The organism is Streptomyces sp. NPDC037401 (assembly GCF_055602345.1).
This window is the reverse complement of sequence record NZ_JBVJWO010000003.1, coordinates 125026-146003: the sequence shown is the minus strand read 5'-3', so window position 1 is coordinate 146003 and position 20978 is coordinate 125026. Positions and strand designations below refer to the sequence as shown.

Sequence of the window (20978 nt, the reverse complement as noted above, 5' to 3'; positions counted from 1 at the left end):
CGGAGGAAGGGTTCGCACGGCCGGTTCCCGCAGGGCCGGTTCCCGCGCGCCGGCCGCTTGCCCACGCCACGCCGCCCCCTCGCCGCCGGCACTGCCCCCCTGCGCCTCCGCCGCCGGCCTCTCGCCGCCGTCGCCCCGTCGCCGCCTTACGCCTCCGCCGGATCCAGTGCCGCCAGTGCCGCCGCCGGATCCGCCTCGGCCGGACCCGCCGGGGCCCAGCCGGCGCCCTCCCTGCGGTACGGCCACCACCGCCCGTCCCGCCCCAGCCGCAGCTGGGCGTCCGAACCCGCCACCGTCCACCGGTTGCGCACCCCCCGCAGCACCGGCCGCCGGGCCGGCTCCTCGTCCTGCCACGCCGAGGCCAGCGCCGCCCGCGCCCGGGCAGCCGCCTCCCGGCCCGGCGTCCACTCCTCCTCCAGTACGGACACCGCCGCCTCGCCCCCGAAGCGCCAGGCGGTCACGGCCAGGGCCAGTTCCGCCCGCTCCCGCCCGCTCGCCGCGGCCAGCCGGGCCAGGACCCGGACATCGGCAGCCGCGGCCGCGAGCCGTACGAGGTCGCCGGCCGGATCCGGCTCCGGGCCGGGCACCTGGTCCTCGTGCCCCGGGGTCAGCGCCTGGGCGAGCAGCCGGTACGCCTCACCGGCCGCCGCCTCCGCCAGGAACTCCACCGCCCCGGCGTCGAGGCCCGGCCCCGGCTCCGCCTCGGTGTCGAGCAGCGGCGGCTGGCCCGGCCCCGCCGGCAGCTCCGGGGGAGCGGGCAGCGGCGGCAGGAACTCCCGCGCGGCGAAGGCCTCCGCCGCCGACACCCCCGCCGGACGCGCGCCGCCCGGGCCCCCGGTCTCCGGGGCCGCCCGCTGCGCACTGCGCGCCTGCAGCTCGTCGAGCACCGCCCGCTCGGAGCGCCCCCGCATGAGCAGCAGCAGGAACGGATCCCGGTCCAGCAGCCGCCCCAGCTGGTAGCACAGCGCCGCCGTGTGCGCGCAGTGGTCCCACTCCCCGCAGTCGCACCGGGGGTCCAGATCGCCCAGACCGGGCAGCAGTTCCACCCCGGCGGCCGACGCGTCCTCGGCCAGCTCCGGCGGCATCTCCCGGTCCAGGAGCGCCGCGATGTGCCCGGCCTCCGCGACCGCCGCGTCCAGGAACCGGTCCCAGTCCGCGTCGCCGAAGGGCTGGAGCAGGACGTCCGTACGGTGCGCCGCCCCGTCGGTGTCGGTCACCACGGCCGTGAGCCGCCCCGGCCGCACCGACACCGCGCCGACCGCGCCGCCGCGCGCGTAGCGCCGGCCCCTGCGCACCTGCTCGCCGTCGAGCGCACTGTCCTCCAGCGCCCGCAGCCAGGCCTGACCCCACCACGTGACCGCGAACCCGCGGCCCCGGGCGGGCGGCAGCGCCGCGAACGTCCGCTCGTCACCGTCTCCGTGCACGTCCCCGTAGCCGTCTCGTGCTCCGCTCATCGGGCGCTCCCTCGCAGCTCCACGAGCTCCGCCAGCTCGGCGTCGGTCAGTTCGGTCAGGGCGCTCTCGCCGCCGGCGAGCACCGCGTCCGCCAGTGCCCGCTTGCGCTCCAGCAGCCGGGCGATCCGGTCCTCGACCGTTCCCTCGGAGACCAGCCGGTGGACCTGCACAGGCTGCGTCTGGCCGATCCGGTACGCCCGGTCGGTGGCCTGGGCCTCGACGGCCGGGTTCCACCAGCGGTCGAAGTGCACGACGTGCCCGGCCCGGGTCAGGTTCAGCCCGGTCCCCGCCGCCTTCAGCGACAGCAGGAACACCGGTGCCCCGCCCGCCTGGAAGCGGTCCACCAGCTCCTGCCGCCGCGCGACGGGCGTGCCGCCGTGCAGCAGCGCGCAGGGGATCCCTCGCGCCGCCAGGTGGCGTTCGACGAGCCGTGCCATCGCCACGTACTGCGTGAACACCAGGACCGCGCCCTCCTCGGCCAGGATCGTGTCCAGGAGCTCGTCGAGCAGCTCGAGCTTTCCCGACCGGCCGGGCAGCCGCGGACGGTCCTCCTTGAGGTACTGGGCCGGGTGGTTGCAGATCTGCTTCAGAGAGGTGAGGAGCTTCAGCACCAGCCCGCGCCGCGCGAGCCCGTCCGCCCCGGCGATCTCGGCCAGGGTCTCCCGTACCACCGCTTCGTACAGCCCCGCCTGTTCCGGCGTCAGCGACACCGGGTGGTCGGTCTCCGTCTTGGCCGGCAGCTCGGGCGCGATCCCCGGGTCGGACTTGCGGCGGCGCAGCAGGAAGGGGCGCACCAGCGCGGCGAGCCGCTCGGCGGCCCGCGGATCGCCGCCCTCGGCGGCACGGGCGTACCGCTCGCGGAAGGCGCCGGGACGGCCGAGCAGACCGGGCGTCGTCCAGTCCAGGACGGCCCACAGCTCGGACAGGTTGTTCTCCACCGGGGTGCCGGTCAGGGCCACCCGGGCCCGGGAGCCGATCGTGCGCAGCGCCTTGGCGGTGCCGGAGCGCGGGTTCTTGATGTGCTGGGCCTCGTCGGCGACGACCAGGCCCCACGGCACGGTGGCGAGCGCCGCCGCGTCGAGGCGCATCGTGCCGTACGTCGTGAGGACGAAGCCGCCGGCCGGCGGTGCGGCCGGGTCCGGCAGGCTGCGTGCCGTGCCGTGGTAGCGGTGCACCGGCGTGCCGGGCGCGAACCGCTCGATCTCGCGCTGCCAGTTGCCCATCAGGGAAGCGGGGCACACCACGAGGGTGGGTCCGGCGGTGCCGGGGTCCTGCGCGCGGTGCAGGTGCAGGGCGATGAGCGTGACCGTCTTGCCGAGGCCCATGTCGTCGGCGAGGCAGCAGCCCAGTCCGAGCGCGGTGGTGCGGGCCAGCCAGTCGAGCCCGCGCAGCTGGTAGTCGCGCAGGGTCGCGTCGAGGGCGGCGGGCTGCGGCACCGGTGCCGCGTCCGGTCCTGCGTCCGATCCGCGGCCCGGTGCCTCCGGGTCGGCCAGCCGTGCGCGCAGCCGCTCCAGCGCGCCGACGGCCTGTACGTCGACCCGTACGCCGTCCACCTCGGCGGAGCCGGTCAGTACGGCCGACAGGGCGTCCACCGGGGCGAGCACGCGGTCCCCGCGGGCCCGGGCGCGGCGGGCCTCCGCGGGGTCGATCAGCACCCAGCGGTCGCGCAGCCGGACCAGCGGGCGCTTGGCCTCGGCGAGCCGGTCCAGCTCGGCGCGGGTGAGCTCGTCGTCGCCCAGCGCGAAGCGCCAGTTGAAGGCGAGCAGGGCGTCGGGGGACAGGAAGGAGGGCAGTGCGGCCACATCCGGGCGGCCCGCTCCGCCGGGGGCCGTGTCCTCGGGCAGGCCCACGACGGCGCGCGCGGTGAGGCGCCGGGCGAGCGAGCGCGGCCAGTGCACTTGGACGCCCTCGTCGGCGAGGGCTGCCGAGACGGGGCCCAGCAGTTCGGCGACCTCCTCGTCCGCGAGCGCGACCGCATCGGGAACGGCAGCAGTCAGCAGCGGGGTGAGCGGTGGCCAGATCCGCGCCGCGCGGCGCAGCGAGAGCAGGGCGTCCATCCGGGCCTGCGGGGTGAAGGCGCCGCCGCCGGCCGGGGCACCGACGTCCGCGCCGCCGTCCCGCGCGGATCCGGCCCAGACGTCGGCGGCGTCGGCGACCAGGGACGGGTCGGCGAGGCTGTGCATCTGGAGCACGGCGCGGAAGGCGGGCCGGACGAGGGGCGCCGCGTCCGCGGAGCCCGCGGGGGCCGGTGGGTCCTCGGCATCGGGGAGGTCCTCCGCGTCGGGGTGGTACTCCGCGTCGGGGTGGTCCTCGACATCGGGGAGGTCCTTCGTGTCGGGAAGGCCGGACACCTCGATGCGCAGGGAGATGCGGACGCCCGCGTCGTGAGCGGCGGCCACGGCCGCTGCCCAGGCGCGGTGTTCCGGCAGCAGTTGCGGCTCGACGGCGGCGAAGGCCGGCCCGCCCGCGGCCGCGGCGGCGGCCGGGGTGCGCGGCAAGGAGTCGGCCACGGAGTCCAGGAACGCGCGCAGCAGCTCGCCGGGCGCCGGCAGCCGCAGGGGGTCCGGTCCCGGCAGGGGCACCCCGTGGGCGTCGGGCGGCATGGCGGCCGCCAGTGCGCGGACCCGCTCCAGGTCCTCGGCGTCCAGCGGCCCGGCCCGCCAGGCGTCGTGGCCGCTCGCGCTCAGACCGGGCAGCAGCAGGCCGCGTGCCGTGAACTCCAGGGCGAGCAGGGCCGCGGCGCCCCAGAAGGCGGCGGAGGTACGGGCGAGTTCCGGATCGGCGAGGGCCGCGGCCCGCGCCCGCGTCAGCAGGGGGAGGGCCGTGCGGAGGGGGAGGAGCAGGGCGGGAACGGTCACGGGCCGCAGGGACGGGGTGAGCACGGTCAGCACGGTCAGTTCGGCGGCCCCGTCCCCGGCACCGGCCCCGCCGGGCGTCACGGCGGCCGTACCGAGGGGAGCGGGGACGGCGGGGACCTCGCCGTCCGGGTGCCAGAAGGCGACCCTGCCGGTGCGGGCCGGGTCACCGGGCAGGAAGACGGCGGAGCAGCGGACGAGGTCGGAGATCTCCTGAAGCACGCATTCCTCAAATTTGACTACCGATGACCGGGGCGGCCGAGGTTACCCCACGGCACACCCGGGACGGCGTCGGCCGCGCCGTGAACCCGATCACGCGGGATGGCGGGGAACGCCCCGGCCGGGCCGGGCGTTGAGGAGGCAGGAGGCGCACCGCCGTGGGGCGCCGTCCGGCAGTGGGAAGGGAGGCCTCGCGATGTCGACACGCGCGAAGGTGGCCGCCGCAGGAGTGGTGGCGGCGATCGTCCTGTTCTGGGCGGTCGGGTTCTGGGCGGGACTGCTGGTCCTGATCGGTGTGCCGGCAGCGGCGTACTTCCTCCTCGACCCGTCCCAGCGGCGCCGGGTCAAGGGTGTCACGCGCAAGCAGATAGGCAGGTAGGAGCCCCGGTGGCGTGATCACATAGGCTCGCAATCCTCGGTCCGGCCGGTCCAGCCGGACCTACAGGGGGAGGATGTCGAGAGATGAGTGGCTCCGTCACGGCGGTCAGCAGCAACGGCACGTACGCGTTCACCAAGCCCAACCGCGAGAGCATCACGCTGCTCGCCGGGCTCGGTGTGGAGGGCGACGTCCACGCGGGAGTGACGGTCAAGCACCGTTCCCGGGTGGCCCAGGACCCGGCGCAGCCCAACCTCCGCCAGGTGCACCTGATCCACCGGGAGCTGTTCGAGGAGGTCGCGCAGGCGGGCTTCGACGTGTCGCCCGGCGATCTGGGGGAGAACGTCACCACGGAGGACATCGATCTGCTCGCACTCTCCGCGGGAACCCTCCTCCGGCTCGGCGACGAGGCCGTCGTCGAGGTCACCGGACTGCGCAACCCCTGCCTGCAGATCGACAACTTCCGCGAGGGCCTGCTCAAGCAGGTCGTCGGCCGTGACGAAGCGGGCGGGATCGTGCGCAAGGCCGGGATCATGGGCGTGGTCCGCAAGGGGGGTGTGGTGCGCCCCGGCGACTCCATCCGGGTCCGGGCTCCCGAGGGTCCGCACGTACCGCTCCAGCGGGTCTGACACCCCGGCCCGCCGGGGCGTCGGTGCGGGGCGTCAGTAGTAGTCCCGCATGAGTTCCACGGACCACTCGGCCTGCCGTACCTCGCCCCGGGGGCCGAACTCCGCGAGGTACGGCTTGAGGTCGAGCACGGGCGTCCCGTCCACCGCGTCCAGGCCCTCCACGTAGACGTCCAGGCCGTCCACCTTCAGCAGGCGGCAGCGTGAGACGCCCAGCCGGTTCGGCCGGTTCTTGCCGCGCTGGGCGAAGATGCCGACGAGCGGCCAGTCCGTGTTCCCGCGCGGATGGCGGGCGCCCGTCTCGATCTTCTCAACGGGCACCCGGTCGAAGTGGTAGACCACTTCGAGGTGGGAGAAGTCCGCAAGGCCGAACAGGGCCTCCGGCCCGAACTGCCCTGCATCCAGCCGGATCACCGCGGCCTCGCCGCCCCAGTCGTCGTCCGTGGTCTCCACCCGGCCGCCGACCACCCGGCCCACCGGCAGGCACTCCACCGCCGACTGACGTCCGCCGTCGCGCTGTCCCTGCTCCGCCATGCCCGTCCTCCACCCGTCGTGTCTTCGGCTGCCGCTCCATGATCGCAGCCGGGTGCACCGGGCAGCGGAGGCACCCGTCAGGCCGGGCGGACCGCGATCCGGTCCAACGCAGCAAGCAGACCCGGCAGTTCGGGGCCCCGACCGACCGGGCGCACCTCTCCCGGCTCGTCGTCGAGCAGGACGAAGGCCATGTCGTCGGTCCGTGCCACCATCGACCATCCCGGCCCGTCGACCCGCAGCGTGCGCGCGTCTCCCGCGGCGAAGGCCGACCGGATCCGGCCCGGCGGCGGAGGGTCCTGCGTGTAGCCGCGGGCCTCGTCCAGGACCCGTCGTACCCCGGCGTGCGCCGGTGCCCGCGAGGCGGCCTCCGCGGCCTCCGCGCCCCCGGCGACGGCCCCGGCGGAGTCCGCGGGGTCGGCGGGGACGGCAGAACCGGCCGCCGGGGCCCCGGACGCCGGCGCCTCGTACTGCTCCCGCCAGGCGGTCCACTGCCGGGCGATCTCGTCGGCCCCCAGCCGCCGCTGCGCCGGCCCCCACACGTCGGCCCGCGGCGGCGCGAGCGGTACCCGCCCGGTCCCGTCCGCGCCCTGCTCGGGATCATGGGGATCCGGCAGCCCGGGTGCCGCCACGGCCAGGTCCAGCGGCCAGCCCGCCAGCGAGACCACGATGGTGCGCTCGTCCGGCGAGAGGTCGTACTCCATCCCGCAGTCCCAGGAGGCGATGGCGACCGCGACCAGCGAGACGTCGTCGACGACCACGGTCCAGCGCGCCCCCTCCCCGTCCTGTCCCAGGACCAGTCCGTAGCCGCCGGCGCGCGTCTCCAGGCCCAGCGCCCGGCAGGCCTCCGGGTAGTCGTCGCCGAGCACGCTCGGGAACTGCGCCGGCGTGAGCAGCAGCGCCGACAGCACGTACAGCGCGCCGTCCCCGCCCTCGTCGTCCGCGCCGGCGCCCGCCACCGCGCCGCCTGCTCCGGCGTCCTCGTCCGTCCCGGTCACGTGCCCTCCCGTTGCTGTTCGTCGGCGCACCCTAACCAGTGAGTAACCCAGCCGTCGAGAGGCGGCCGGACGCGATTTCCGCTCCGGCGGCCCCCGCCCCCCTTCCCGGCCCGGTGCGGGCAGCAAGGTCTGTCCGCGCACGTAGAGTTGGGTATCGGCCACGGAAGGGGACCATGCGGTGACGCGCTACGACCGGCTCAGGGAGATCCTCCGGCTCGACCCGGAGAAGGACTTCCTCACGATCTACCGGCTCACCGCGACGTACGAGTTCCCCTGGGACTACACCCGGGCCCTGGAGCTCGCCCTCTACCGGACCTACGCCGTGCCGTCGATCGGCCGGCTGCTCGCCGAGACCGCCGAGTTCACCGACCGCCCGCAGAAGCGCTACGACGACACGGCGCTGCTGCTCGACGCGGTGATCGAGCACGGTTTCGAGAGCGAGACCGCCCGCACGGCGATCCGCCGCGTCAACCAGATGCACCGCAGCTACGACATCGGCAACGACGACATGCGCTACGTCCTGTGCACGTTCGTGGTCATTCCGAAGCGCTGGATGGACGCGTACGGATGGCGCCCCCTCACGAACCACGAGAAGCAGGCGGCCGCCCACTACTACGCCACGCTCGGCCGCCACATGGGCATCGAGGGAATCCCGGGCTCCTTCGAGGAGTTCGAGAGCTACCTCGACGCCTACGAGTCGGAGCACTTCGGCTGGGACGAAGGCGGCCGCCGGGTCTCCGACGCGACCCTCGGCCTGATGGCCTCCTGGTATCCAGCGCCGCTCGCCCCGCTGGTGCGCGGAGCGAGCCTGGCCCTCCTCGACGACTCCCTGCTCACGGCCTTCCGCTACGCCCCGCCCCGCCCCGCCCTCCGCTCCCTGGTGCGGGGGGCGCTGCGGCTGCGCGGCCGCGCCGTACGCCTGCTGCCCCCGCGCAGCCGGCCGCACTACGCCCGCCAGAACCCCGAGATCAAGAGCTACCCGGGCGGGTACGTCGTGGCCGAGCTCGGCACCTTCCCGGTCCCGGGGCGCGCCGGCTGCCCGGTCCCGCACGCGCGCCGCACGGGAACGCCGGGGACGGCCGCGGCAGAGCAGCAGCCCCCTGCCGTCGGCTGAGCAGCCCCGGCCCCGGATCGGGTCAGTCCGTACGGACGGCCAGTGCGAGGAAGCGGGCGTCCTCGTCCGCGTACGACAGCATCCGCCAGCCCGAACCGGCCAGCAGCGGGCCGAGGTTGTCCTCGGCCCGCAGGTCGTCGGGGGTGATCTGGCGGCCGTGGCGCGCGGCGAGGGCCTTGCGCCCGATGGCGTGGAAGAGCGCGAGCTTGCCGCCCGGGCGCACGACGCGGGCGAGCTCGGCCAGGTCCCGTGCCGGTTCGGGCAGGTGCGAGATGAGTCCGGCGCCGAACACCGCGTCGAGTGACGCGTCGCGCAACGGCAGCCGCGCCACGTCGCCGAGGACGAGGGCGGCGCCGCGGTCCCGGCCGGCCCGTACGACCTCCGTCAGCATCGCCGGCGTGAGGTCGAGGCCGATCACGGTTCCGCCGGGGCCGACCGCCTCGCGCAGGTGCGGCAGCGCCCGGCCCGTGCCGCACCCCGCGTCGAGTACGCGGTCCCCCGCACGCAGGCCCAGCTCGGCCACCCCGACGGCGAACTTGGGGCCGTCGTCGGGGAACCGGCTGTCCCAGTCGGCGGCACGGGTCCCGAAGAACTCCTGGACTTCTGTGTGGTCTTCGCTCATGTGCCCATGATCCCTCACCCGGCGTCCCCACATTCCGTGTGCAGGATGGCACCGCGTGTGATCGAACGCGAACGTAGCTCTGTCATATTCCATCAGCTTTCGAAATGCGCCCCCTGTTCGCGCCTTCACCCGGACTAGCGTCCCTGGGCCATGGGACACCTGGACCACGCAGCCTTCGGCTGGCTGACACCCGTGCTGTCATACGTGATGGCCTCCATAGGCGCCGCCCTCGGGCTGCGCTGCACCGTCCGCGCGCTCGCCGCCACCGGACGCTCCCGGCGGAACTGGCTGCTCACCGCCGCCTCCGCCATCGGCACCGGGATCTGGACCATGCACTTCGTGGCCATGCTCGGCTTCAGCGTCACCGGCACCGACATCCACTACAACGTGCCGCTGACCATCCTCAGCCTCCTCGTCGCGATGGCCGTGGTGGGTGCGGGGGTGTTCGCCGTCGGCTACGGCCGCGACCGCGGCCGGGCGCTCGTGCTCGGCGGGCTGACCACCGGACTCGGCGTCGCGAGCATGCACTACCTCGGCATGGCGGCCCTGCGCCTGCACGGGGACGTCGACTACTCCCCGCTGACGGTCGGGTTCTCCGTGGCCATCGCGGTCGTCGCCGCCACCGCCGCCCTGTGGGCCGCCCTGAACATCAAGGCTCCGGTCGCGGTGGCCGTGGCCTCCCTGGTCATGGGCGCCGCGGTGAGCAGCATGCACTACACCGGGATGATGGCCGTGAGCGTCGAGGTCACCCCCTCCGATGCCGCCCTGCCGGGGGCCACGGCCATGCAGTTCATCTTCCCGCTCGCCGTCGGCCTCGGCTCGTACCTCTTCCTCACCTCCGCCTTCGTCGCCCTCTCCCCGACGGCGGACGAACGCGCCGCCTCCGCCTCCGCGCAGCGCCTCGGCGGCCGGGCCGCGGCTTCCCGCTGAGCCCCCGGAGTCCCTGAGCCCCCGAAGTCCCTGAGCTCTTGAACCCCTGAGCTCCTGAGCCGCCCGGGCGACGGGGGCGCCGTACCCGTATCCGTGCCCGTCCGTACCACCGCACCGCCGTACCGCGTACAGGCAACAAAGGCAGCAACCGCACCGCCATCCGGAACGAGGAGCCCATGCGCACACCCCGCAGGACACCGGACGCCCCGTCGTCCCGGCTGCCCGCGCCGCCGGCGCGCGGCCGACGGGCGCACGCCGGCCCCCCGGCCGACGAGCACCCGGACGACCGGCCCCGCGCGGGCACCGGTGCGGCGGGACCGGGCTCCCGTCCCGCCGCGTCCGCTCCGGTACGCGGTCTGCGACTGCGCCCCGGCACCGTGCGCGCGAAGATCGTTTCGCTGCTGATGGTGCCCGTGGTCTCGCTGCTCGCCCTGTGGGCGTTCGCCACCGTCAGCACGGCCCAGGACGTGGCCCGGCTCAGCCGGATCCAGCGCGTGGACGAGGAGATCCGCCTCCCCGTCGGCCGGGCCGTGACCGAACTCCAGGCTGAACGCCGGGCTGCCGTACGGTTCCTGGCGACGCCGACCGGAGACCTCGCGGCCGCGCTGGAGAGCCAGGGGCGGCGCACCGACGCCGCCGTGGCCCGGCTCCGGCTGGGCGACGACCACACCGTCGCGGACTCCGGCGACCACCCGGCCGCGGTGGCGGAGCGGTTGCGGGAGTTCATCACCGCCGCGCAATCGCTCACCCCGGTGCGTGCGGACATCGACGCCCGCAAGGCCACCTCGGACGCGGCCTTCGAGGCGTACGCACGGGTCATCGGCTCGGCCTTCGCCGTCGGCGGCAGCCTCGCCGGCAGTGGCGACGCGAGCGGGGCCGGTGCCGCGGCGGCTGCGGCGGGCCACGGCTCCGGCACCCGCGTCCTGCTCGAATTCGGGCGCGCCGCCGAGCAGCTGGCCCGCGAGGACGCCCTGCTCGCCGGCCGCACGGGCCGGACCGCACTCGGCGCCGAGGAGCTCCGCCGTTTCACCGCGGCCGCCGAGAGCCGCCGTACGCTGACCGACGCCGCAGCCGCGGACCTTCCGGCCGACGCGCGCACGGCCTGGCAGGCGACCGCCAAGGGCGCCGCGTACGCCGCGCTCATCGCTGCCGAGGACCGGCTGCTCGCCGCGGGCACCGGCGGGCAGGCGGCCCGTACCGTGCCCGCGGGATGGGACTCCGTCGCCGGGGAGGTCGCCGAGGCGATGCGGGAGATCGAGAACACGGCGCGGGCGGGCGCCGCGGACCGGGCCGACCCGCTGGCCGAGGGAGCGGTGAGCGTCGCGGGGGCGGCGGTGCTGCTCGGCCTGCTCGCCGTGGCCGCGTCCCTCGTCATCTCGGTCCGCATCGGCCGTGCGCTCGTCGTGGAACTGGTCTCCCTGCGCAACGGCGCCCTGGAGATCGCCCACCGCAAACTCCCCGACGCCATGGACCGGCTGCGCGCCGGTCAGGACATCGACGTGGCCGCCGAGGCCCCCGCCGAGCCCCCGGCGGAGGACGAGATCGCGCAGGTGGGCCAGGCGCTGGCCACCGTCCACCGGGCCGCGCTGAGCGCCGCCGTGGAACGCGCCGAACTGGCCAGCGGGGTATCGGGCGTCTTCGTCAACCTCGCCCGGCGCAGCCAGGTGCTCGTCCACCGCCAGCTGAACCTGCTCGACTCGATGGAGCGCCGCGCCGACGACCCCAACGAACTCGGCGACCTGTTCCGGCTCGACCACCTCACCACCCGGATGCGCCGGCATGCCGAAAGCCTCATCATCCTCTCCGGTGCGGCACCCGGGCGGGCCTGGCGGATGCCCGTACCGCTGACCAACGTCGTCCGCGCCGCGGTCTCGGAGATCGAGGACTATCCGCGGGTGGAGGTGCGCCAGCTGCCCGAGGCCGCCGTCGTCGGCGCCGCCGTCGCCGACCTCACCCACCTGCTCGCCGAACTCGTCGAGAACGCGACCCAGTTCTCGCCCCCGCACACCAAGGTGCGGGTCAGCGGCGAGCCCGTGGGCGCCGGGTACGTGCTGGAAGTCGAGGACCGCGGACTCGGCATGGGCCGCGAGTCGCTGGCCGAGGCGAACCGGCGGATCGAGCAGTCGGAGGCCCTCGACCTCTTCGACAGCGACCGGCTCGGCCTGTTCGTGGTGAGCCGGCTGTCGGCCCGGCACGGTGTGAAAGTGCACCTTCGCACGTCACCGTACGGTGGTACGACCGCCGTGGTGCTCATCCCGCACGCGCTCCTCCAGGGCGCGCTGACCGCGGGCGGGGCGTCGGCGCCCGCTCCGGCCGCCGACGCTGCCACCGCCCCCGGTCAGGCCGCCTCCGCAACCGGCCCCGCAGCCGGGGCCCGTCCGAGCCCGGCCGTGGCCGCGGCGGGGGAGCCCGCGCCGCGGATCCCCGGGCGCCGGCCCGTGGCGGTTCCCGGACCCGGCGTCCCGGCCTCCGGCCCCGCGCCCGCCCCCTCGGTCGTGCAGGAGCAGCCCCCGGCGCCGGTCGCCACCCTGCGGCCGCGGGGACCCGCGGGTCCCGGAGGGCGTACGGGCAGCTCGGGCGCGCCGGCGGGCCACCCGGGCGGCGCTTCGCCGGGCCCCGGCGGCGGAATCGCCGGCCCGGCGGCCGGGGCAGCTGCGCTGCCCGCCGGAGTCACCGAACTGCCCCGCCGGGTCCGGCAGGCCAGCCTCGTCCCCCAGCTGCGCGAAGCCCCCGTCCCCGCGCCGCCCGAGCCCGCCCGTACGCCCGGGGACCCGGACGGGCGCAGCCCCGAGGAGGCCAGGGACCGTATGACGGCCTACCGCGCCGGCTGGGCCCGCGGCTCGGCCGACGCCGCCCACGCAGGCAGTGAAGGAGAACAGTCGTGATCGAACACCAGAGGATCGACATGGACGGCGCACGGCGTTCAGGGGAACTGGACTGGCTGCTGGACGACATGGTGGCGCGGGTCCGGGAGGTCCGGCACGCCGTCGTCCTGTCCAACGACGGCCTGGCGGTCGGCGCGTCGAGCGCGCTGAGCCGCGAGGACGCGGAGCACCTGGCCGCCGTGGCCTCCGGGTTCAACAGCCTGGCCAAGGGCGCGGGGCGGCACTTCCACGCCGGGGGCGTGCGCCAGACGATGGTGGAGATGGACGACGGCTTCCTGTTCGTCGCCGCTGCCGGTGACGGCTCCTGTCTGGCCGTCCTCAGCGCCGCCTCCGCCGACATCGGCCTGATCGCGTACGAGATGGCCCGCCTGGTCAAGCGGGTCGGCGAACACCTCTACACGCCACCGCGGTTCGCCGCCCGGCCTCCGGCCGCCGGCTGAGGGCGGCCCGCACATGACCGGGCACGGAGAGAGCACGGGCGGAGCCGCCGCCGCACCGGGCGAGGCGGGCGGCCGCTGGTACGACGCCGATGCGGGCCCCCTGGTCCGCCCGTACGCGATGACCGGCGGCCGTACCAAGCCGGGCCCGAGCGGAGTGCGCTTCGACCTCATCGCGCTCGTCGTCGTGGACCCGGACGGCACCGACGCGGCGGCCGAATCGCTGCTCGGCCCCGAACACCGGGCGCTGCTGGGACTGTGCAGGTCGGAAACCCAGTCCGTGGCCGAGCTCTCGGCCGACGCGGACCTGCCGGTCGGAGTGGTCCGCGTGCTGCTCGGCGACCTGCTGGAGGCCGGTCACGTCCGCGTGAGCCGGCCCGTACCGCCCGCGCAGCTGCCGGACGAACGGATTCTGCGTGAAGTCATCGAGGGATTGAGAGCGCTGTGATGAGAACCGACGGCAGCGGACCGGGACCTGGAACAGGGGCGGCACCCGGCGAGGAATCGGCCGCCCTCGCGCTGAAGATCCTGGTCGCGGGCGGCTTCGGCGTGGGCAAGACCACGCTGGTCGGCGCGGTCAGCGAGATCAGGCCGCTGCGCACCGAGGAACTCCTCAGCGAGGCCGGTGAGCTGGTGGACGATACGGGTGGCGTCGACCAGAAGACCACGACCACCGTCGCCATGGACTTCGGCCGGATCACCATCCGGTCCGGGCTGTCGCTCTACCTGTTCGGGACCCCCGGGCAGGATCGTTTCTGGTTCCTGTGGGACGAGCTGTCCCAGGGCGCCCTGGGAGCGGTGGTCCTCGCGGACACCCGGCGGCTGGAGGACTGCTTCCCGGCCGTCGACTACTTCGAGCACCGCCACATCCCCTTCGTGGTGGCCGTCAACTGCTTCGCCGGGGCCCGCCGCTACGGCGCGCCCGACGTCTCGCGGGCACTCGACCTGGACCAGGGGACCCCGGTGGTGCTGTGCGACGCCCGGGACAAGGACTCCGGGAAGGAAGTCCTGATCAGGCTGGTCGAGTACGCGGGGCGGGTGCACACCGCCCGGCTGCTGGACTCGGTCGGTCATCCGGCCGGACCGGTGTGACGCCCGCCCCGCCCCCGCCCCTGCGCACGGCGGCGTCAGTCGGCCACGCCGGACTCCGAGACCACCTTCTCGATGCGGACGCGGACGAGCAGTTCACCCGGAACGGCATTGCGCCTGCCGAAGGCCTCGGCCCGCTCCTCGCCCATGTACCGGGCGCCGATCCGGGTGGCCCAGTCGAGCAGCTGCTCCGGGTCCTCGCTGATCTCGGCGCGGCCCTGCAGCACCACGTACGAGAACGGCGGCCGGTCGTCGTCCACGCAGAGCGCGCCCCGTCCGTCGCGGGCCAGATTCCGCCCCTTGACGGTGTCCTTCCCGGTGGTGAAGACGAACGTCTCCCCGTCGAGAACGAACCAGATCGGGGCGATGTGCGGGCTGCCGTCCGCACGTACGGTGGAGAGTTTGCCGGTTCGGGTGGAATGCGACGCGAAGGCGCGCCACTCCTCTTGAGTCATTCTCTTCGCCATGCGGACATCATCCTTGCCCGAAAGCCGCTGGTGGGGAAGGCTGGCGAAACGATGACGCGGGGGCGGGGGCGACCGCGCGAAGGGGGAGGGGGACCGAGATGGCCCTGGACAAGCAACTGGACTGGCTTCTCGACGATCTGACACGGCGCGTTCATCAGGTGCGGCACGCCGTGGTGTTGTCCAACGACGGACTCGTGACCGGCGCGAGCAGCAGCCTGGCGCGTGCGGACGCGGAGCACCTCGCGGCGGTCTCGGCGGGGCTGCAGAGCCTGGCGAAGGGCTCCGGACTGCACTTCCGGGCCGGTCAGGTGCGCCAGACCATGGTGGAGTACGACGAAGGGGTCCTCTTCGTGATGGCCGCGGGCGAAGGCAGCAGCCTGTGCGTGCTCAGCGCCGCGGAGGCGGACATCGGGCAGGTCGCGTACGAGATGACCCTGCTCGTCAACCGCGTCGGGGAGCACCTCGGTGTCGCGGAGCGCAGCCGCCTGGATTAGTTATCCACAGGCCCGGCGCGATGTCATTGCGCTGAGTTACGGTCTTCACACAGAGTCACTGCCGCTCGTGGGGGAGGGCCGTCATGGTGTTTTTCAGGACGTCGGAAGCCGGTGCAGAAGCCGTGGCCGCAGCTGTGGCCGCAGCGGGAGCCGGGGCCCCGGATGCGGCCCCTGCCGGGTGCGCGGCTGCGCGCGCCGCTTCGGAACTGGTGCTCAGGCGTGCCGAGTTCGAGATGGCCGTGCAGTTGGGGCTGGTACGGGCGGCCGCGCGCGGACCCGACGGCACTCCGCGGTTCGGCCGGGCCGATCTGGACCGGATCAAAGCCGGCGCCGGCTTCCCGGACGAACTGCGCGAGCGGGTCCGCACGGTGGGAACGGTCTCCGGGGCGGTGCTGCTCGGCATCAGCGAGGGGAGGTTCACGCGCCTCGCCCGCTGCGGGCACCTGCCCCCGGCCGGATTCCGGGTCAACCGCTACCGGGCCGTCGTCTGGCTCTATCTCGCCGACGACGTCCGGGACCTGGCCCGGCGGGATCCGACCCTGCTCACCGGACGAGCGAGGGAAGCGGACCGCGAGCGGATCGCCGCCGGCGCGGACCTGCGGGCCCGCACCTGGCGCGCCCGGTACGCCGAGCTGGTGCTGCGCCGGTGTACGGACCCGTGGGAGCGGGCCGCGGTGCCGGCCGCGCTGCTGGCCCCGGACGAACTGGCCCGCGCCGTACCGGATCAGGCGGCGCGCGTCGTGCTCGCGGGACTCGCCCCGCCGCTGCCGTACGGCTACCCGAAGCGGCCGGCCGCAGCCGAGGTGGCCGCCCGGCTGCTGCGCGCGCAGGAGCCGGACGAGATCCTCCGGTTCCGGACCAGCCTCGACACCGAGCTGGCCGTGGCCCGCACGGCCGGAGCCGGCCCGGACCCGGGAGGCTCAGTCGAAGACGACGGGCGAGAGGGGGCCGACATAGACCCATGCGCCGCCCTCGCGGGTGAAGCGGCTGTGCTCGTGCAGTGAGCCGCTGTGCCCGCCCTCGCGGTAGTGCGCCCGGAACTCCACCGCACCCTCCGTCTCGAACACGCCCCCGTGCTGCGCGCCCAGGATCTCCAGCTTCTCCCAGCGCTGCCCCGGGTCGAGGTCGAGCCGGGCGGGCCGGGTGTCCGGGTGCCAGGACCGCAGCAGGTAGGCGGTGTCGCCGACGGCGAAGGCGCTGAAGCGCGAGCGCATCAGCAGTTCGGCCGTCGGCGCCTGCGCGGTGCCCGCGTGGAAGCGCCCGCAGCACAGGGCGTAGGCGGCGGGCAGTCCGCAGGGACAGGGGGACGGGGCGGCGGAGCTCATGGGAGCAGGGTCATCCCTTCTTGGATGAGGCGGGGGCGTACGGACGGAACAGGCCCTCCTGGACCACGGAGACCAGCAGGCGGCCCTCCACGTCGTAGATGCGGCCTCGGGCAAGGCCCCGGCCGCCGTGGGCGATGGGGGACTCCTGGTCGTACAGGAACCACTCGTCGGCCCGGAACGGCCGGTGGAACCACATGGCGTGGTCGAGCGAGGCCATGTCGAAACCGCGCACGCCCCACAGGGGTTCCACGGGGATGCGCACGGCATCGAGGAGCGTCATGTCGCTCGCGTAGGTGAGCGCGCAGGTGTGCACGAGGGGGTCGTCGCCGAGCGGCCCCACCGCGCGCATCCACACCGCGCTGCGCGGATCGGCGTCCTTGAGGTCCTCCGGGGTCCAGCGGAGCCGGTCCACATAACGGATGTCGAAGGGCTGGCGGCGGGCCATCCGCTCCAGTGCCTCGGGCAGTGCGCCCAGGTGCTCGCGGATCTCGTCCGCCACCTTCGGCAGCGCATCGGGATGCGGGAAGTCGAGGCGAGGAGGCAGCTGGTGCTCGATGCTGCCCTCCTCCGGCTGGTGGAAGGAGGCGGTGAGGTTGAAGATCGTGCGGCCCTGCTGGACGGCGGTGACCCGGCGGGTGGTGAAGGAGCGCCCGTCGCGGACACGCTCCACTTGGTACACGATGGGCACGCCCGGGATGCCCGGGCGCAGGAAGTACGCGTGCAGCGAGTGGACCGGCCGGTCCCCCTCGGTGGTGCGGCCGGCGGCCACCAGGGCCTGGCCGGCCACCTGGCCGCCGAAGACGCGCTGCAGCGACTCCTGCGGACTGCGCCCTCGGAAGATGTTGACCTCGATCTGCTCGAGATCGAGCAGATCGACCAGTCTCTCGGCCGGGTTCGTCATCCCTCGTCCTCCACTCTCACAGCTGTCCGACCGAGGTGACACGGATCACGGCGCGGCCCTCCTCGTCGGAGGCGGCGAGGTCGACCTCGGCGCTGATGCCCCAGTCATGGTCGCCGTTCGGGTCGGCGAAGGTCTGGCGGACGCGCCACAGGCCGTGCGCCGGGTCCTCCTCGATCATGAGCAGCTTCGGACCGCGGGCATCGGGGCCGGTGCCCAGGTCCTCGTACTCGTCCCAGTAGGCGTCCATGGCGTCGCCCCACCGGTCCTCGTCCCAGCCGGACTCGCCGTCGAGCTCGCCGAGTTCCCTGACGTGGTCCAGGGCGGCCAGTTCGACCCGGCGGAACATCGCGTTGCGGACCAGCACCCGGAAGGCGCGCGCGTTGGCGGTGACCGGCTTGACCTGGTCGGCCTTCTCCACGGCCTCCTCGGCGGTCTGCACCTCGGGGTTGGCCAGCTGCTCCCACTCGTCGAGCAGGCTGGAGTCCACCTGGCGGACCATCTCGCCGAGCCAGGCGATCAGGTCCTCGAGGTCGTCCGACTTGAGGTCGTCGGGGATGGTGTGGTCCAGCGCCTTGTACGCGCTCGCGAGGTAGCGCAGCACGATGCCCTCGGTGCGGGCCAGCTCGTAGAAGGAGGTGAACTCGGTGAAGGTCATCGCGCGTTCGTACATGTCGCGGATGATCGACTTGGGGGAGACCGGGTGGTCGCGCACCCAAGGGTGGCTCTTGGCGTACACGTCGTAGGCGTGCGAGAGGAGCTCTTCGAGCGGCTTGGGATAGGTGACGTCCTGGAGACGCTCCATCCGCTCCTCGTACTCGATCCCGTCGGCCTTCATCTGGCCGACCTGGATGCCGCGTTCCTTGTTCTGCTGGGCGGCCAGGATCTGGCGCGGGTCGTCCAGCGTGGACTCCACGACGGACACCATGTCCAGCGCGTAGGAGGGGGACTCCGGGTCCAGCAGGTCGAAGGAGGCCAGGGCGAAGGTGGACAGCGGCTGGTTGAGCGCGAAGTCCTGCTGGAGGTCGACGGTGAGCCGGATGGTGCGGCCTTCCGCGTCCGGGGTGTCGAGCTTCTCGACCACGCCGCCGTCCAGCAGCGAGCGGTAGATCGCGATGGCCCGGCGGATGTGCCGCAGCTGGGCCTTGCGGGGCTCGTGGTTGTCCTCCAGCAGGTGACGCATCGCCCGGAAGGCGTCGCCCGGCCGGGCGATCACCGACAGCAGCATGATGTTGGTGACCTTGAAGCGAGAGGTCAGAGCCTCCGGGTCGGCGGCGATGAGCTTCTCGAAGGTGGTGTCCGACCAGGCGACGAAGCCCTCGGGAGCCTTTTTGCGCACCACCTTGCGGCGCTTCTTCGGGTCGTCGCCCGCCTTTGCGAGCGCCTTCTCGTTCTCGATGACGTGCTCGGGCGCCTGCGCGACCACGTAGCCCGCCGTGTCGAAGCCGGCCCGGCCGGCGCGGCCGGCGATCTGGTGGAACTCACGGGCCCGCAGCGTGCGCACCCGGTTGCCGTCGTACTTGGTGAGGGCGGTGAACAGCACCGTGCGGATCGGGACGTTGACGCCGACGCCGAGGGTGTCCGTACCGCAGATGACCTTCAGCAGACCGGCCTGCGCGAGCTTCTCGACCAGGCGACGGTACTTGGGCAGCATGCCGGCGTGGTGGACGCCGATGCCGTGCCGGACGTAGCGGGAGAGGTTCTGGCCGAACTTGGTGGTGAAGCGGAAGTTGCCGATCAGCTCGGCGATCTTGTCCTTCTCCTCGCGCGTGCACATGTTGATGCTCATCAGCGACTGCGCCCGCTCGACCGCCTGGGCCTGAGTGAAGTGCACGATGTAGACCGGGGCCTGCCGGGTCTCCAGCAGCTCGGTGATGGTGTCGGTGATGGGCGTCGTGACGTACTCGTACGAGAGCGGGACGGGCCGGGTCGCGGAGCGCACCACGGAGGTCGGCCGGCCGGTGCGGCGGGTGAGGTCCTCTTCGAAGCGGGAGACGTCGCCGAGCGTCGCCGACATCAGGACGAACTGCGCCTGCGGCAGCTCCAGGATCGGGATCTGCCACGCCCAGCCGCGGTCCTGCTCGGCGTAGAAGTGGAACTCGTCCATGACGACCTGGCCGATATCGGCGTTCTTGCCGTCGCGCAGGGCGATGGAGGCGAGGACCTCGGCGGTACAGCAGATGACCGGGGCGTCGGCGTTGACGGAGGCGTCGCCGGTGAGCATGCCGACGTTCTCGGTCCCGAAGAGCTTGCACAGGTCGAAGAACTTCTCCGAGACCAGCGCCTTGATCGGGGCGGTGTAGAAGGTCACCTTGTCCTGGGCCAGCGCGGTGAAGTGCGCACCGGCGGCGACCAGGCTCTTCCCGGAGCCCGTCGGGGTGGAAAGGATCACGTTCGCCCCGGACACGACCTCGATCAGCGCCTCTTCCTGCGCCGGGTACAAGGCGATGCCCTGTCCCTCCGCCCACGAGGAGAAGGCCTCGAAGAGGGCGTCGGGGTCGGCGTTCGGCGGCAGCTGATCAATGAGGGTCACACCCCCCATCTTGCCTGGCTTCTCGCCGGAAGAGGGAACCGGACGACGTAGTGAAGATCATCGAAGGTACGCTGTGCCGTCGACCGGGCCCGACCGCATCCGTCAACAGGGCCCGCACACCACTGACCTGGGGCGGGAACGACCATGATGGGACCGGCGCACTCCCTGTCCGGCGCGGCGGCCTGGCTGGGGGTGGGAGCGGCGACCGCGGCCGCCGGGCACCCGATGCCCTGGCCCGTCCTCGTCGTCGGAGCGCTGATCTGCGCGGGCGCGGCCCTCGCTCCCGACCTCGACCACAAGTCCGCGACGATCTCGCGCGCCTTCGGCCCGCTGTCCCGGGGCCTGTGCGAGGTGGTCGACAAGATCTCGTACGCCGTCTACAAGGCCACCCGCACCACCCGCGACCCGCGCCGCTCCGGAGGCCACCGGACCCTGACCCACACCTGGGTCTGGGCCGTGCTGATCGGTGCCGGGGCCTCCGCGATCGCGGTCACGGCCGACCGGTGGGGAGTGCTCACGCTCCTCTTCATACACCTGGTGCTGGCCGTGGAAGGCCTGCTGTGGCGGGCCGCCCGGATGTCCAGCGACGTGCTGGTCTGGCTGCTGGGGGCGACCAGCGCCTGGATCCTCGCCGGTGTGCTGGACCAGCCGGGCAACGGCGCCGACTGGCTGTTCTCCGCCCCCGGGCAGGAGTACCTGTGGCTGGGCCTGCCGATCGTGCTGGGCGCGCTGGTGCACGACATCGGGGACGCGCTGACCGTCTCCGGCTGCCCGGTCCTGTGGCCGATCCCCATCGCGGGCAAGCGCTGGTACCCGCTCGGCCCGCCGAAGGCCATGCGGTTCCGTGCGGGCAGCTGGGTCGAGCTGAAGGTCCTCATGCCGGTGTTCATGCTGCTAGGGGGAGTGGGCGGGGCCGCAGCCCTGAACGTCATCTAGCGCCCGCCCGGCAGCGGCCCGATGCCCGCCCTGCCGCGCCTGACCCCCACCGGCTTCTCCGCCGCGTACACGACGGGAGCGGGGGGGGGGGGGGAGAGGGGGGGGGGGGGGGGGGGGGGGGGGGGGGGGGGGGGGGGGGGGGGGGGGGGGGGGGGGAGGGCGGGGAGGGGGAGGAGGAGGGGCGGGCAG

At 74.0% G+C, this 20978-nt stretch carries 20 protein-coding genes; 11 read left to right on the top strand and 9 right to left on the bottom strand.

Annotated features, from left to right (window positions below):
* Positions 1-146 precede the first annotated feature (146 nt).
* Positions 147-1454 (bottom strand): SWIM zinc finger family protein, encoded by a 1308-nt coding sequence (locus ACZ7H1_RS03595; protein WP_470783362.1) that lies wholly within the window; start codon positions 1452-1454, stop codon positions 147-149.
* A complete protein-coding gene (locus tag ACZ7H1_RS03590; RefSeq protein ID WP_470783361.1) occupies positions 1451-4531 on the bottom strand; it encodes a DEAD/DEAH box helicase in 3081 nt (1026 codons plus the stop codon). The genes ACZ7H1_RS03595 and ACZ7H1_RS03590 overlap by 4 nt, the downstream gene beginning before the upstream one ends.
* Positions 4532-4724: 193 nt before the next feature.
* Here ACZ7H1_RS03590 and ACZ7H1_RS03585 point away from each other — a divergent pair, with 193 nt between their 5' ends.
* The gene (locus ACZ7H1_RS03585) at positions 4725-4907 is read left to right on the top strand and encodes a hypothetical protein (RefSeq protein WP_470783360.1); all 183 of its coding nucleotides are present in this window, start codon (positions 4725-4727) and stop codon (positions 4905-4907) included.
* 83 nt (positions 4908-4990) lie between these two features.
* A complete protein-coding gene (locus tag ACZ7H1_RS03580; protein WP_470783359.1) occupies positions 4991-5533 on the top strand; it encodes an MOSC domain-containing protein in 543 nt (180 codons plus the stop codon).
* 33 nt (positions 5534-5566) lie between these two features.
* Here ACZ7H1_RS03580 and ACZ7H1_RS03575 read toward each other — a convergent pair whose 3' ends face one another.
* Both ACZ7H1_RS03575 and ACZ7H1_RS03570 read right to left on the bottom strand, forming a co-directional pair.
* Entirely contained in the window at positions 5567-6064 is a 498-nt protein-coding gene (locus ACZ7H1_RS03575; protein ID WP_470783358.1) for an SAM-dependent methyltransferase, read from the bottom strand.
* Positions 6065-6141: 77 nt separating this feature from the next.
* Positions 6142-7059 carry a hypothetical protein gene (locus ACZ7H1_RS03570; protein ID WP_470783356.1) on the bottom strand — a complete coding sequence of 306 codons (918 nt, stop codon included), beginning with the start codon at positions 7057-7059 and terminating at the stop codon, positions 6142-6144.
* Positions 7060-7237: 178 nt separating this feature from the next.
* Between ACZ7H1_RS03570 and ACZ7H1_RS03565 the strand changes: the two genes are divergently transcribed.
* The gene (locus ACZ7H1_RS03565; RefSeq protein WP_470783354.1) at positions 7238-8173 is read left to right on the top strand and encodes an oxygenase MpaB family protein; all 936 of its coding nucleotides are present in this window, start codon (positions 7238-7240) and stop codon (positions 8171-8173) included.
* A gap of 22 nt (positions 8174-8195) precedes the next feature.
* Here ACZ7H1_RS03565 and ACZ7H1_RS03560 read toward each other — a convergent pair whose 3' ends face one another.
* Positions 8196-8795 (bottom strand): class I SAM-dependent methyltransferase, encoded by a 600-nt coding sequence (locus ACZ7H1_RS03560; RefSeq protein ID WP_470783352.1) that lies wholly within the window; start codon positions 8793-8795, stop codon positions 8196-8198.
* Between the two features lie 150 nt (positions 8796-8945).
* Between ACZ7H1_RS03560 and ACZ7H1_RS03555 the strand changes: the two genes are divergently transcribed.
* From ACZ7H1_RS03555 to ACZ7H1_RS03535, 5 genes are all read left to right on the top strand, one after another.
* Entirely contained in the window at positions 8946-9725 is a 780-nt protein-coding gene (locus tag ACZ7H1_RS03555; RefSeq protein WP_470783351.1) for an MHYT domain-containing protein, read from the top strand.
* A 176-nt stretch (positions 9726-9901) separates the two neighbouring features.
* A complete protein-coding gene (locus ACZ7H1_RS03550; protein ID WP_470783349.1) occupies positions 9902-12610 on the top strand; it encodes a sensor histidine kinase in 2709 nt (902 codons plus the stop codon).
* Positions 12611-12630: 20 nt separating this feature from the next.
* On the top strand, positions 12631-13050 hold the full coding sequence (locus tag ACZ7H1_RS03545; protein WP_470783576.1) for a roadblock/LC7 domain-containing protein: 420 nt from the start codon (positions 12631-12633) through the stop codon (positions 13048-13050).
* Between the two features lie 13 nt (positions 13051-13063).
* Positions 13064-13495: a DUF742 domain-containing protein gene (locus tag ACZ7H1_RS03540; protein ID WP_470783347.1), complete on the top strand. Its 432-nt coding sequence runs from the start codon at positions 13064-13066 to the stop codon at positions 13493-13495.
* Entirely contained in the window at positions 13495-14139 is a 645-nt protein-coding gene (locus tag ACZ7H1_RS03535; RefSeq protein ID WP_470783574.1) for a GTP-binding protein, read from the top strand. The genes ACZ7H1_RS03540 and ACZ7H1_RS03535 overlap by 1 nt, the downstream gene beginning before the upstream one ends.
* A gap of 35 nt (positions 14140-14174) precedes the next feature.
* On the opposite strand, the gene ACZ7H1_RS03530 is transcribed toward ACZ7H1_RS03535, so the two are convergent.
* Complete coding sequence (locus ACZ7H1_RS03530; protein WP_470783346.1) at positions 14175-14603, bottom strand: PPOX class F420-dependent oxidoreductase; 429 nt, start codon at positions 14601-14603, stop codon at positions 14175-14177.
* A 98-nt stretch (positions 14604-14701) separates the two neighbouring features.
* On the opposite strand from ACZ7H1_RS03530, the gene ACZ7H1_RS03525 reads away from it, so the two are divergent.
* Positions 14702-15097 (top strand): roadblock/LC7 domain-containing protein, encoded by a 396-nt coding sequence (locus ACZ7H1_RS03525; protein ID WP_470783345.1) that lies wholly within the window; start codon positions 14702-14704, stop codon positions 15095-15097.
* Positions 15098-15180: 83 nt separating this feature from the next.
* Positions 15181-16101 carry a DUF6397 family protein gene (locus ACZ7H1_RS03520; RefSeq protein ID WP_470783343.1) on the top strand — a complete coding sequence of 307 codons (921 nt, stop codon included), beginning with the start codon at positions 15181-15183 and terminating at the stop codon, positions 16099-16101.
* Here the strand turns inward: ACZ7H1_RS03520 and ACZ7H1_RS03515 are convergent.
* Genes ACZ7H1_RS03515 through ACZ7H1_RS03505 form a run of 3 tightly spaced genes read right to left on the bottom strand, consistent with a single transcriptional unit; the run spans position 16018 to position 19853 of the window.
* Positions 16018-16422, bottom strand: a complete 405-nt coding sequence (locus ACZ7H1_RS03515) for a YchJ family protein (protein ID WP_470783342.1) — start codon at positions 16420-16422, stop codon at positions 16018-16020. The two genes, ACZ7H1_RS03520 and ACZ7H1_RS03515, sit on opposite strands and share 84 nt — an antisense overlap.
* A gap of 10 nt (positions 16423-16432) precedes the next feature.
* Positions 16433-17323: an acyl-CoA thioesterase gene (locus ACZ7H1_RS03510; protein WP_470783340.1), complete on the bottom strand. Its 891-nt coding sequence runs from the start codon at positions 17321-17323 to the stop codon at positions 16433-16435.
* A 16-nt stretch (positions 17324-17339) separates the two neighbouring features.
* Positions 17340-19853, bottom strand: a complete 2514-nt coding sequence (locus tag ACZ7H1_RS03505) for a DEAD/DEAH box helicase (RefSeq protein WP_470783339.1) — start codon at positions 19851-19853, stop codon at positions 17340-17342.
* A 144-nt stretch (positions 19854-19997) separates the two neighbouring features.
* Between ACZ7H1_RS03505 and ACZ7H1_RS03500 the strand changes: the two genes are divergently transcribed.
* Positions 19998-20789: a metal-dependent hydrolase gene (locus ACZ7H1_RS03500; protein ID WP_470783337.1), complete on the top strand. Its 792-nt coding sequence runs from the start codon at positions 19998-20000 to the stop codon at positions 20787-20789.
* Positions 20790-20978 lie beyond the last annotated feature (189 nt).